The following is a 13,108-nucleotide window of genomic DNA, read 5'->3' on the forward strand; positions in this document are numbered from 1 at the left end:
AAAACGGATGCTTTTCTTAGGTTTGTAGCAATGTTCGATTTGCTTGTAAGAATAAGCTGAATAAAAATTTCTTTAGATCGATAATCTTAGAATTTATTATTAAAAAAATAGTCTAACTATTTGCGTTAGGCTGTATATCATCTATTTAACTATCCTTGATGCTGCGAACAAGTCGCAGCACGTAGGTAGGCTTGAATTGTCAACATGTGCTAATTAATTATTATTCTTCTAATAACGCATCAACTTTGGCAGCACAAATAAAATCATTCATTGTAAGTCCCTTTAAAGCATGGGTCATGAAATTAACATGACAATAATTATAACCAACTTCTAAGTCAGGGTGGTGATTTTCAATATTAGCTATCCAGGCTAGCGCATTAACAAACGCCATGGTTTCATAAAAATCATGAAATTTAAACGAACGGGTAATCTTTTTATTATCAGCTGAAACTTGCCATTTATCGTTGAGTTGAGGCATTAAATTACCCACTTGTTGACTGTTAAGTGCTTCTCCAATTCCTTCACACGATTGACAGTGCTTTTGTTTTAATTCGCTATTCATAAAATATTCCTCATTTTCCAAGAATAATTGCTAAATTTTTAAGGAAACGCGTATTTTGTTCAGGCAAACCCACGCTCACTCGCAAATGATTAGGGAGATTATAATTATGCAGTGGTCTGACTATAATTCCCTCATCAAGTAATTGCTGATAAATAGATAAACTATTTTGACCGCAATCAAAGGTAATAAAATTACCTACAGAGGGTAAGAATTGTAAGTTAAGGTCCGTTAGACCTCGCCGCATCTGCTCTAATCCCTGGGCATTGACAGTAACTGTTTCGGCAAGAAAGTTTTCATCTTCTAAAGCTGCAGCACCTGCTTCTAAAGCGACTTGATTAACAGCAAAAGGTAATTGAACTCGATATAATAAATTAATTACATCAGGATGCGCTATTGCATAACCAAGTCTTAAGCCAGCAAGCCCATAGGCTTTTGAAAATGTTCTTGTAATAACTAAATTGGAAAATTCATTAAATAAACTAAGAGCTCCCTGTTGGCTCGGTTTATAAGTATACTCATAATAAGCTTCATCAATGACTACTATGGTTGAGTCAGGAACCTGTTTAAGCAAATAATGAATCTTTTCTAAAGGAATAAGTAATCCAGTTGGATTATTAGGATTTGCTAAGAAGATTAATGAAGTGTTGGTACTGGCCATGTTTGCCATTGCTTCAATATCAACTTCCCAGGTCGGTAATAAAGGACTTATTTGTACTGGAATGTTTAAAGTTTGAGCCTGGATGCTGTAGGTAATAAACGCATACTCATGAGTAAGCATAGACTTATTCTGATGCAGCCCAAAAATTGTAAGTAGTAAAGAAAATAATAAATCAGATCCATTACTTAAAATTAATTGATTTTCAGAGACAGCTAATTTTTCGCTTAATTTCTTTTGAAGCGGATGGCTAGCAGCTGCCGGGTATGTAGCCATCTTTAAACTTGTTAGTTGAGTAATCGCATCTTTAACTTTTAAACTAGAGCCTAAAGGATTTTCGTTACTGGCAAGCTTAATGATTTGACTTAAACCTTTTTCTTGCGCCAGTTCTTCGATAGATTTTCCAGGTACATAAGGGTTTAAATTTCTGATACCTTTATGCGGCAGTTGTAGATAATCACAAGACAAAACTCTCTCCTTTTCTCAATACTTTAAGGAATGCTGCTCATCTTACTTAAGAAATGCTGTAAAGGGAATGTGTTTAATATAACAAAATATTTCTTGCTTAGAAGTTAAGAAAGAGGCTATTCTATGCGCGCAATTTCAAACCTCAATAATGGATTACGGTATGCAACGCGGATTTTCACTAATCGAAGTGCTTGTTTCGCTATTTATAATAAGCACAGCTATTTTGTCACTTCTTAATCAACAATTACATCATTCTTTATTAAGTAATGAAATTATTAGCCAATGGCCTCAGTTTGTTAATGCAACCAACTTAATTGAACAGTCACCGCCTTAAGTTATGCTAAAGATAGAGCGAGTTCATTGTCTTATTAGCTATTGAGTTTTTTTAACTAAAACAGAATATAAATAATGATAAAGCAGCGAGGTATAAGCTTACTTGAGCTAATGATAAGTGTTTTCTTGTTTTGTTTATTAATAGAGATTCTCACACAGACTTATCTAAATAGTAAGCGCCAATATTTAACAGCTCAGAAAAAATTAGATAATGCGCTTGATATTCAATTAATAAGTCAATTAATTCGCGCTAGCATTAGAAGTGCAGGATTTACCCCTTGTCTAAATAGCGATTATTTGATAATGCGAGATGGGCGCAAAAGCAGCAACTTACAGCTATCATCTATTCAAATTAAAGATAATAGCCTAATTATTAGGCGTATGAGCGATGATTTTTTTACAGTGAAGCGCCAGTTTGACTCGCAACATTTATTAATTACCGATAATAAAATATTAACTAAAGGCGAAGTTGTGTTAATTGCTGACTGTGTGCATGGCGAAATCCATGAGCTAAGCTCAGTTGAGTATACTTCATCAGGTTTATTAGTTGGTTTAAAAAAGCCGCTCTCTTTTCATTACCTGTCACCTATGTATCTAGGTAGCTGGTTAGAGGAACAATTTTTTACCAAAATTGATAAGTATGGGGTAAGGAATTTATTCTATAAATTAAAACATGCCGAACAGTTAACTTCTATGGTTAATCGCTTTTCTGCCAAAATGTTAAAAAAGGAAGGCTATCGATTTATTGAGGTTATTTTAGGCATAGGCGATAAGACTATCGATTTGCATACTCGAGTACGGATATCGTGCAGCAAAGGGGAATAATTCTATTAACAACTGCGCTTGTACTAAGTCTAGTTATACTGCTGTTGTTAGCACAAATAGAGTTAATAACCTTACACCAAAAAGCTCATAACCAGTTTATAACTCGTGCTCAAGTGTTACAGCATTTAGAAAATTTAGCTTTCCAATTAGTAGATAAAATTAATTATAAAGGTGGGAGTTTGCCTTGTGTAATTGATAAGCTTGATCCAAATAAAGTGATTAATTTAGTAAAAAAGCAGCAGGGCGGGTGTTTTATAACCGACAGTAAATTTACTTACAATTATGTCATTGAATACCTTGGGCCGTTTAATTGTATAAGAATTAAAAGCAATAGCGACACTTATCCTACTAATCAATGGCGTTTGACTATCGCTTTATTATCTTCGCAAACCTCAATTCTACAATTGCGATTTGCTAACATAAATTTTTTAAAATTTAAAAATTGTAAGCAACAGGTGATCATTAAACCTGGTATTTTAAGCTGGCGCTATCTAACTTAATTAGTGTATAATGGTGTTTTTTTAGTTAATCTGATTTTTTTATGACTAAATTAGTAAAGAAATGTTTATTTTGTTTAGCGCTTTTCTCTTTCTCTATAATACAAGTTAATGCTGATTCAGACGTTATTTCAGTATTTCCTATCGAACATTACGACCAGAATGTTTCTTCATGGATTAAACCTACTGATCCTAACTACAATCAACCCTTGTTAAGCCAGGATATTCAGAAGCAGCGTATGACGCAATTTTTTGAGCATTATTTTGGTAAGAAATCGCCTTGGAGTGCTGATTTTGTTAACTATTTATTACAACAATCTGCTCCTTATAATTTGAAAGCCTTTGAAAAAAGCGTATTGGATGAATTTAATAACGAAGGTAAAGAAAGTAATTCTATTGGTTATGGGGAAAATTTTAGGCCGTATACTAGCAATTGGATAAATAAAATTGCGCAAAATATTGATTTAGAGCAATTAGATACTCTAACTTATCAAAGTAATAATCGAGGTATTGCCATTAACAATCTGGATGCCCGTGCACTACCAACTCATGATGTTGACTTTTATCATTATAAAATTCCAGGTCAAGGCTACCCGTTTGATAACTTACAGCAGTCTGCTCTCTGGGCAGGAACGCCAGTATATATTCTAGCCCAAAGTAAAGATCATGCCTGGCTGTTAGTACTTACGCCAGAATATATTGCTTGGGTTGATAGTAAAGGAATTGCTCGTACCAGCGACGCCTTTGTTACTAAGTGGAAAGCAGCAGCACAGGCTAAAATGGCGGCTATTATTCGCCCAGATACTCAACTCTTAAATGCAGAAGGGCAATTCTTAGTGACCAGTTATGTTGGCGCAGTTTTTCCTACCAGGCAAGACAATGGCGCTTTGCGTTTATTAGTACCTATTGCTGACACTAAGCAACGTGCTCTAATTACCGAAGCCACTGTTACAAACAAGCAAGCTGTTGTGATGCCTCTTGCTGCAACGCCTCATAATTTTGCTAGAGTGATGACTAACCTTATTGGTCGGCCTTATGGCTGGGGCGGTATTTACTTTTATAATGATTGCTCTGCTGAATTAAAAAGCCTCTTTACACCATTTGGCATTTGGTTACCAAGGCATTCCTCTCGACAAATTGAAGAAGGCAAACAGGTGGACATGAGTGCTGCATCAGCAAAAGAGCGAGTTGACTTTTTATTAGACCATGGCAAGCCCTTTATGACGATTATTTATATCGGTGGCCATATTATTCTATATGTTGGTAAGTATTCTAATCCTAATAATCCGTCAACATCCATAGCAATGACTTATCAAAATCTATGGGGATTAAAGCCTCGCTCAGGTGACAGACGTGAAGTAATTGGCGAGTCTGTATTATTTCCAATGCTTCTAGAGTATCCAGAAGATCCAAGCTTAATATCTCTGGCCGATAAGTCTTATTTTCAAATGGCTTATTTAGATCAATCACCTAATCTATTACAAGAATCTAAGGGCATTGATATAAAATCAATTATGGTCCCTCATAAATAGAATAGTTATAAGATAAATTAGAAGTCACTTATCTAGGTGGGAAATGGACATTCCCTAGACTGATTAAATTAGATCTTACGACTTTAATTAAATGAACTGAAATTTAAATGATTATAGGCTGAGTAATAGGCTCACTATCGAATATTAATTGTTTAAAATCGGATATAAACAACCATCAAGAGTTATGTAGTACTGGCCATATTGATTAACAATAGCTCTAATTCATCCCCTTAGTGTAGCAATCTTCTTCCGATAGGCAAATCTTTGGGTTCCCCTTTTTTGTTAGTTGAATCCTTAACCCCTGCCTTTGTTCCAGTAGGTTTGCCCAGAAAGCGATTATTATGACTTTTTACGGTAGATTTTGCTTTAGAGGTTGTGCCAGATGTCTCTAACGAAGGGGCTTTGCTTTTAGAGGCTGATTTTGCTTTTACCCCCTCTGAATTTGCTCCTTGGCTTTTTTGCCGTTTTTTTAACTCTTCTATCATAAGGGCTTGTTGTAAAGGAACACTGTTTCTAGAAGTTTGTTTTTTTTCGGTGGCATTTCCTTTATCTCTTCTGATATCATTTTCAGGATAAGAAGGATAAGTTGTAATGAACTCATCGGCCTCCTCTTGAGAATTAAGAAGGCTAAGAATCCGAGGAATTGAAACCTGATAATCCCCATAATTCGGTTTAAGGTTGTCTAAATTTGATAATTTTTTTCTGATTTGGGCTATTGTACCGTTTTCAGTATCCCCATTATATTTTTTAGTCAGTACTTGCTCTAAGGCATTAATAGACGCTAGGATATTCTCGTTATTATTTTTGCATTTTTTAACTGATCTAGCCATGCGTTGAAGCCATCGTATTTCATATGTGTACCTAAATTAATCAATTTATATAATTATAAAACAAAAATATTAAAGAATTATTAATAAAAATTCAAAGACAGTTGTTTTTTAACGAGCACAAATCGTGAAATAAGAACATAACTCGCTATAGTTAAATGTTATTTAAAATGATAATTTAATTATCATTAATAAATCCTGAAGTTATTTTCTAGAAAGCCTAGTCATTTCTGCATGTTAAATAGTCTAAAATGGTACAGATATTGCTACAAAAAACTATCTGGTGAGATAGATAATATTAATAAGAGATTTAGGCAAAATAGGCTTCTTGGCATGAATAGATTTCATGATACTTAAGCTCACTTAGCTAGGGATTAACTTATGAATCGTGAACAATTGGCTGAATTTCCATATTGGCCGCATTTGATCACGTTGATCATTATCGCCTTAGCTTTTTTAGGCTATCGTTATTTTGCCTACTACGATACACGTTCAAGCGATTCATACGTATCAGCCAATGTAATTAATATGGCTTCTATAGTGTCAGGACCAATAAGCGCATTATATGTACAAGAAAATCAAGCTGTAAAAAAAGGCGATAAACTTGTTGAGATTGATCCAAGACCTTATATTTATGCCCTAAATAGAGCAAGAGCATCACTCAATTTAGCTAAGATTCATTATGAAAATGAAAAGTTAGCAATTAAAATCGCTGAAGAAAAATTAAAACAAGCACAAGCTTTCTTAAGTTTAAGTCAAGATTATTACAAACGTTTTAGTAAACTAACTCGACAAGGTGCTTTGGCAGAAATTCAGTTAGTGAATGTTGTTGCGCGAATAAAAGAACAAGAGGCAGCGGTACTAGCTGCAGCCCATAACCTTAAAATCGCTCAGCAAAATTTTGATGATAATGAAGTTAAAGCAGCCCAGGCCATTTATGATAGAGCCCTCTATTTATATCAACACACAACAATTGTTGCACCAACAGATGGACTTATAACAAATTTTAACCTCCGCGTAGGACAATATGTAAGAACAGGGGTATGGTTATTTGCTTTTATAGATACTAAGCAATGGTGGGTTGAAACACGTTATCGTGAGACTGCTATACGGCTAATCAAACCTGGTGATAAGGCAAAAATTTGGTTAGACATGTATCCTGGAAAAACGTTTCATGGACATGTTAAAAGTATTGGCTGGGGTATTAACCGGGTACAATCCGAGGGCGCTGCGCCATCTTCTTTAGTTTATATGGAGCCTACTGAAGATTGGATTCGCATTGCTCAACGATTTCCCGTGCGTATTTATATAGATGACGTTAGTCCTGATTATCCACTCCGGATTGGCGCAAGTGCAACTACGGTAACTTATCGGTGAATAAGGTGGCAATTTTAAAACAGTTTTGGCCGCATTCGCTAGAAAATCGAGCTGCTTTACGCACAGCTATCGGTGTCGTAATAGCTGTTGTAATTTCTTATGCGCTACATCTAGAAAAGCCTTATTGGGCAGGAATAACAGTAGCTATGGTAGCCAATATTTATACAGGTAGTATTATTGATAAATCAATAATGCGCTTAGTAGGAACTTTTATTGGCGTTTGGTCAGGATTTTATCTTGCTCACTTTATCGTTAATAGTTTCTTACTCTATGTTGTGATCAATTTTTTTATTCTTGCCGCTGCAACTTATTATTACAATTTTAGTCGCTATGCCTATGCTTACTTATTAGGTGGAATTGGTGCATTTTTTGTTGTAGGCCAGCTTGCCATGGACCCACAAGCAACTTTTCAAATCGCCATTTGGCGCCCAGTTGAAATGGGTTTAGGGGTTATTGTTTCCGCTATAGTTGCCTTGTTTATTTTCCCAAATAGCCTAAGTAGAGATGTTGCTAAAGAAATAACCGTTCTTCTTACTGCTATTGATTCGCTGCTTAATAAAGTTAGTAGTTTGTATAAAGCTTCAGACACTCAACTTTCTCTAGCGTTTAGGCAGGAAAATTTAAAGGTTAAAAAAAAGATTCGTAAGACTTCGGAATTAATTAGTTTTATGCATAGAGAGTTTGATAATGATAAAAATATGATTGATCAATTTCGGTTTTTTACCACTTCTCTTGCCGATTTAAGGCAAGCTATTGATTATTTTCATTCATTAAGTGTCACGAGTGAAAAAGTCATCAGTTCTAACTTAATTAATTTAACTGACACTTTATTTGTAACAGCTAGGCAAGATCTTGCTCATTTACATCAAGCTTTTATAGAAAGAAATTTAAAAGTTCGTTTAGAATTGCCTAGCTTAATTGCGGAATTAGAAAACTTAGGCACCTTAACCACTAAAGAAGAATTAGCCATTACCCATTTTTTTCGGCAAACAAACACAGCTCTTCTTGATTTACAAAAAGCATTGTCTGGCATAAGCAAGAAAAGTCAAAAAACCAAAGTAATCAGTACTGAACAGCAATTGCGCAATGATCCTGATGTATTAATGCATAGTATAAAAGTTGGATTAACTGCATTAATCGCATTATCTTTATGGATCATAAGCGACTGGCCTGGCGGGTTTGTGGGTATTATTAGCAGTATTATCATCTCAGTTAAAAAGAATTTGTTTGAGATGAAAAATACCAGCATATTGCGTTTTCTAGGGGCTTTAACTGGTGGTAGCATTCCACTTTCAATTATGTATTGGCTGCCTTTAAATTTTTATCTTCTAATCATTATTATCTTTTTTACTGCTTGGGGATTTAGCTATCTTTCTTTTAAGTCTACAGCTTATTCTTATTTAGGATTACAAGCGAATGTAGCTATGCTAATAACCTTAGCTCAAGCTGGCGGTCCACCTGTTGAGATAGCAGCACCATTAGAACGTCTGGCAGGTGTTATTATGGGGATTATGGCAAGTTTTATTGTAGGGAATTTGATTTGGCGTACTGATTTAATAGCTATGTTACGAAGGCAGCTTAATAAATTAAAACGCTATCTATTTCATAATTGCATAACTGTTTTAACACTACGAAAAGGCGGTATTTTATATGATCTAACTAACCTATTTTGGTTATGTCGTAGCCTGATAGATACCTTATCTAATGAAACGTTAAATACTGATAAGCAGAGAAGACTAACAGAATATATAAACACCTTTAGGGCTTCAGTATTATTAAATATGTCATTAAAAAATATTCTAAATACCATTAACCAAGATCAAGCTGAGCAAACAGCGGCTAAACTCTCAATAAATTTAGTGCAGCTCGAGCAAACAGTTGCTGTGTTATATCAAGATTCAATAATTGTAGAAGAGATTGAAGTGAAAATGCAATTAGAGGAAGCTATATCAGCAGTGTTATCAAATGAATTTAAAGAGCCTCTTTCTATTACTGAAGAAGAAAATCTCGTCGCTTACTTACATGCGCTAATTCGCTTAGTTGAGATTAGAAAAAATTTGCATTCCGAGACAATATAACTTGGGTCTTAAATTATTTCTAATGCCAGTCCACCAATCCTTTAGGCTTTTGTAGCCAATTTGAATCAGGATATGGAAAAGCAGCATCAATCACATGTAATGTGTAGGCATGCCTAGAGTTAGGAGATAAATTGGCATTACTTTTATGAGGGAGGCGGCCATGCAACAAAATCACACTGCCTTGTTTGACCTCTAAAGGAATACAATTTTCTTCTTGCCAAATTAACCGATGGTAGTCCTCAAAATAAATTTCATTGCCTCTACGAATCATTCGCTTACTTAGTGGAGTTGAAGTAGGGCTTGGAATAACTTGTAGACAGCCATTTTGTATGGTGGCATCTTCTAAGGCAAACCAAAAACCTAAAACCTCACTATTTTCGGCATGTAAGTAGGTGCTATCTTGATGTAAATTAACCTCTGCGCCAATATTAGGTTGTTTAAAAATATACATGGATTGCAGCAAACTTGGTTTTTGAAAATGAAGCTGATGGCAAATCTTTTTTAATCTCAAATCGTAAGAATGTTCTTTAAAAATTGGATCTAATTCGTGTAAGGCATGACCAATTTTATTTAGAGATTTTTCTAAAGGCTGCTTTAACTGGCCATTATTATCAAAAGAATCAGGCTCAAAAAAGAAATGAATTTTATCACCAGAGTTTAAAAAATAGTCAGTGCGCGCATGTTCGTTAGTATGAGTTGAAAAGATGGTAGCAGGAATGGCATGTTGTTGATTAGCTAAAATCCAATGAATACGATCTTTTAATTTTTCACAAATTGATTGCGAGAAGAAGTCATTAATAACTAAATAACCATTATCATTAAAGAATTCAATTTGAGAAGTAGATAAATCCATTTTTATAGCCTAATTGAGAATAAAGTCCTTTATCATAATCAGTGAATATTTTTTTATCAACACTAGTGTCTATAATAATTCATTTTCTTCAAAATAATTAAACCTTTTACGTTCTGCGGCTTGTCTGGCATTGATCAAATAACGAAACAATGCTCTCAAATAACTAACATCATTCCAAATACTAATGTCATTCCCGCGCAGGCGGGAATCCATCTAAAAATTAACCTTAGTGCTAATTGATGAATAGATCCCCGCTTGCACGCACTGCTGTCCGGTTAAAAGCAGTCTCCGGTTACTTTAAGGGGTGCGACTTTAATGCTGAGTGTTTTTCTACTTAGCGTCCCTGTTTTTTCTAACTGCACTTTAATCCAGACCATCATTAAATAAAGAGGCATAGAGAGAATGTTAGTGTGTTTGAAAAGAAAGACCAGCAGATAAGCGATGATGGCGGTAATGAGTTGAATTTTGACAGCATTGTGCGATTTTCCAAGGAATTTTTTTATTTTTAGATGTTGCTTTATCCATTTAAAAAAAAGTTCAATGTCCCATCTTGCTTTGTAAAGTTTAGCGAGTTGTTCAGCGGGTTGATTAAGCAGATTGGTGATGATGACAAGCGGTGTTTTACCTTGACGTTTGACATAGATTCGCCGCAAAGGTGCGCGATAGAGATTCTTTTTACCGCCTCTTGGTCTTAATTTGTAAATCGGATGAGGGTATCTTGCAAGATAGACGAGTCTTGTTGTGTCTCTAACACCTGCTCTATTTTAACGGCGGCATTAGTTTTTAATCTTGAGACAAAAAAAGCCCCTTGTTGCTGGATATGCCACCACCAATTGTAATCACAATAACCTTTATCAAAGACATAGACGGTCCCTGACTCAATAGGCCATACTTTGCCCATCGATGAGTCATTGACATTGGGAGAACTCAAGCGAACTCGAATCGGTGCCTGTAAACCTAAATCGTATTCAACATGAAGTTTTAACCCTTCGCTGCGTTGGGTGGCATGGGCTTTAGCCCACTCATAACCATGTCCTTTAAGTTGAATAGGACTACTATCAAGTAAGCGAACAACCTTGCCAAATTCAGCTTTTTTCTTCCTAGGTAATAACACTAATAGCTGCTCTAAGAGCCATAAAAAACAATCCGCTTGGCGTTTACGGTTAGCATCACTTAACGTCGAACGACAAACTTTTGTGGTTAACCCGATACAGTGGTTATTAATCGAAACCTCTAAGCTCCTTAGACTGCTGATTTGATTTAAGTCCACATAAAGCATCGTTTGCAGGTGTTCATAGGTCTTAAACTTCTCATAGGCATAATCTGAATGAAAACGGCTAACACATGCTTGCATTAAACGACTACTTAAGGGTTTCATTAATTGTTGAAATACGCTATCTTTCACAACTCACATCCTTGACCTAAATGGGGATTTAGGGCGCTATTCTTTGCGCTTTATCAAGGATGTGCAACCTCTTTTTTTCTTTATCCGGACAGCATTGCGCCTCCGCGAGGATGACATAAGGCCAATTTGACCATCATTAGTTTTCTAATTATTCATGCAACAATGACGCCACTTAAGGTTCGTAGAGTAACCGTTAACAGGCCCTCGTGTATAACTATCTCTCGCTAGCCTTATGTTACAATATGTCCAATGTGATTATTATTAGCAGTTCATGATTAAAGTTGATGTTATTATTGTGGGCGCGGGTGCTGCTGGCATGATGTGCGCTATTGAGGGGGGTGCACGCGGTCGACAGGTTTTAATTCTTGATAAAAGCAATAAGCCTGGTAAAAAGATTTTGATGTCAGGTGGTGGGAGGTGTAATTTTACGAATTTATATGCAAGTCCAGACCAGTTTATCTCGCATAACCCACACTTTTGTAAATCGGCTTTAAGTCGCTATACTCAATGGGATTTTATTGATCTTGTCAAACGCCATAAGATTGCTTTTTATGAAAAGACTCAAGGTCAATTATTTTGTGAAGAAAAATCACAGCAAATTGTTGAAATGCTATTAGCAGAATGTCAAAGAAGTAAAGTAACGATTAAATTAAATCAATTTATCCAATCAATAAATAAAAAAGAGAAGCAATTTGTTGTGCAGTGCCAGCAAGATACTTATTATTGCGATTCTTTAGTGGTTGCCACAGGCGGTTTATCTATTCCAACGTTAGGATCAAGCCCTTTTGGTTATCAACTTGCCACCCAGTTTGGCTTACATGTTTATCCGACGAGAGCAGGACTTGTACCTTTTACCCTTCATGAGAAAGATAAGGAATATTTATCAGCCTTAACAGGAAATGCCATGGAAGGATTAGTAAGTTGTAATGATATGGCTTTTCAAGAGCAGGTCCTTTTTACCCATCGGGGACTAAGCGGGCCTGCCATACTGCAGATTTCATCTTACTGGCTACCAGGACAATCCATATTTATTAAATTTTTACCCGATTTTGATTTATATCATAAACTACACCAAGCTCAAACTTTCTCACCCGATAGCTTTTTAAAAACGATATTAGCCAATTATACTGCAAAGCGTATTGTGGAAGTCTTTTATAAATATTATCCCTTAGATAAACCTATTAAGCAGTTTAGCACTAAGCAACTACAAGAAATTGCCCAAATCCTACAAAACTGGTCAATCAAACCTAATGCTACGGAAGGCTATCGCACGGCGGAAGTTACGCTCGGAGGAGTAGACTGCAATGAACTCTCTTCTCAAACGTTTGAAGTAAAAAAAGTACCTGGTTTATTTTTTATTGGTGAAGTGTTAGACGTAACAGGTTGGTTAGGTGGATATAATTTCCAATGGGCATGGTCTTCGGGGTGGGCAGCAGGGCAGGTGGTTTAATATAAGTTAAAGGTATTCTTTAAATTTTAAAGCTAGAAGTGTTGAATTATTGTGGTACAGGCTTAGTCTTATTAAGCCTGAGCAAGTTAGAGCAGTAACAAACTAAAATAAATTTATCTACTATATAAGTAGTTAAATAGTAACTCACTTTAAATTTCGAAATTTCATGATTTTTTATTTCTATAAATAAAATTATAAATTTGTACTAAAAATAATCTAAAAATGATATAATAGCCCTTAATGTTA

Annotated in this window: 14 protein-coding genes; 7 read left to right on the forward strand and 7 right to left on the reverse strand. The window is 35.4% G+C overall.

Annotated elements, in window-relative coordinates:
* Positions 1–220 precede the first annotated feature (220 nt).
* Positions 221–562 (reverse strand): 4a-hydroxytetrahydrobiopterin dehydratase, encoded by a 342-nt coding sequence (locus tag ACQUW5_RS04160; RefSeq protein ID WP_444989949.1) that lies wholly within the window; start codon positions 560–562, stop codon positions 221–223.
* 10 nt (positions 563–572) lie between these two features.
* Entirely contained in the window at positions 573–1,685 is a 1,113-nt protein-coding gene (hisC, locus tag ACQUW5_RS04165; protein WP_444989950.1) for a histidinol-phosphate transaminase, read from the reverse strand.
* 160 nt (positions 1,686–1,845) lie between these two features.
* Here hisC and ACQUW5_RS04170 point away from each other — a divergent pair, with 160 nt between their 5' ends.
* From ACQUW5_RS04170 to ACQUW5_RS04185, 4 genes are all read left to right on the forward strand, one after another.
* Positions 1,846–2,019 (forward strand): type IV pilus modification PilV family protein, encoded by a 174-nt coding sequence (locus ACQUW5_RS04170; RefSeq protein ID WP_444989951.1) that lies wholly within the window; start codon positions 1,846–1,848, stop codon positions 2,017–2,019.
* A gap of 74 nt (positions 2,020–2,093) precedes the next feature.
* Positions 2,094–2,843: a PilW family protein gene (locus ACQUW5_RS04175; protein WP_444989952.1), complete on the forward strand. Its 750-nt coding sequence runs from the start codon at positions 2,094–2,096 to the stop codon at positions 2,841–2,843.
* Entirely contained in the window at positions 2,825–3,343 is a 519-nt protein-coding gene (locus tag ACQUW5_RS04180; protein WP_444989953.1) for a hypothetical protein, read from the forward strand. Before ACQUW5_RS04175 ends, ACQUW5_RS04180 begins: the two co-directional genes overlap by 19 nt.
* A 41-nt stretch (positions 3,344–3,384) precedes the next feature.
* Positions 3,385–4,872 (forward strand): SH3 domain-containing protein, encoded by a 1,488-nt coding sequence (locus ACQUW5_RS04185; RefSeq protein ID WP_444989954.1) that lies wholly within the window; start codon positions 3,385–3,387, stop codon positions 4,870–4,872.
* A gap of 230 nt (positions 4,873–5,102) precedes the next feature.
* Here the strand turns inward: ACQUW5_RS04185 and ACQUW5_RS04190 are convergent, their stop codons facing one another.
* Complete coding sequence (locus ACQUW5_RS04190; RefSeq protein ID WP_444989955.1) at positions 5,103–5,702, reverse strand: hypothetical protein; 600 nt, start codon at positions 5,700–5,702, stop codon at positions 5,103–5,105.
* Positions 5,703–6,080: 378 nt separating this feature from the next.
* Between ACQUW5_RS04190 and ACQUW5_RS04195 the strand changes: the two genes are divergently transcribed.
* Both ACQUW5_RS04195 and ACQUW5_RS04200 read left to right on the forward strand, forming a co-directional pair.
* Positions 6,081–7,076 carry an HlyD family secretion protein gene (locus ACQUW5_RS04195; RefSeq protein ID WP_444989956.1) on the forward strand — a complete coding sequence of 332 codons (996 nt, stop codon included), beginning with the start codon at positions 6,081–6,083 and terminating at the stop codon, positions 7,074–7,076.
* 5 nt (positions 7,077–7,081) lie between these two features.
* Entirely contained in the window at positions 7,082–9,154 is a 2,073-nt protein-coding gene (locus ACQUW5_RS04200; RefSeq protein WP_444989957.1) for an FUSC family protein, read from the forward strand.
* Positions 9,155–9,173: 19 nt separating this feature from the next.
* On the opposite strand, the gene ACQUW5_RS04205 is transcribed toward ACQUW5_RS04200, so the two are convergent.
* The 4 genes from ACQUW5_RS04205 to ACQUW5_RS04220 form a co-directional block, all read right to left on the reverse strand.
* A complete protein-coding gene (locus ACQUW5_RS04205; RefSeq protein ID WP_444989958.1) occupies positions 9,174–10,007 on the reverse strand; it encodes a phytanoyl-CoA dioxygenase family protein in 834 nt (277 codons plus the stop codon).
* A 69-nt stretch (positions 10,008–10,076) separates the two neighbouring features.
* Positions 10,077–10,220: a hypothetical protein gene (locus ACQUW5_RS04210; protein WP_444989959.1), complete on the reverse strand. Its 144-nt coding sequence runs from the start codon at positions 10,218–10,220 to the stop codon at positions 10,077–10,079.
* A gap of 62 nt (positions 10,221–10,282) precedes the next feature.
* Positions 10,283–10,660, reverse strand: coding sequence for a transposase (locus tag ACQUW5_RS04215; RefSeq protein ID WP_444989960.1), 378 nt, complete (start codon positions 10,658–10,660; stop codon positions 10,283–10,285).
* A 38-nt stretch (positions 10,661–10,698) separates the two neighbouring features.
* Positions 10,699–11,412 (reverse strand): IS4 family transposase, encoded by a 714-nt coding sequence (locus ACQUW5_RS04220; protein WP_444989961.1) that lies wholly within the window; start codon positions 11,410–11,412, stop codon positions 10,699–10,701.
* 271 nt (positions 11,413–11,683) lie between these two features.
* Here ACQUW5_RS04220 and ACQUW5_RS04225 point away from each other — a divergent pair, with 271 nt between their 5' ends.
* Positions 11,684–12,862 carry a BaiN/RdsA family NAD(P)/FAD-dependent oxidoreductase gene (locus ACQUW5_RS04225; RefSeq protein ID WP_444989962.1) on the forward strand — a complete coding sequence of 393 codons (1,179 nt, stop codon included), beginning with the start codon at positions 11,684–11,686 and terminating at the stop codon, positions 12,860–12,862.
* Positions 12,863–13,108: the final 246 nt, after the last annotated feature.

This window comes from Legionella pelazae (assembly GCF_052527395.1).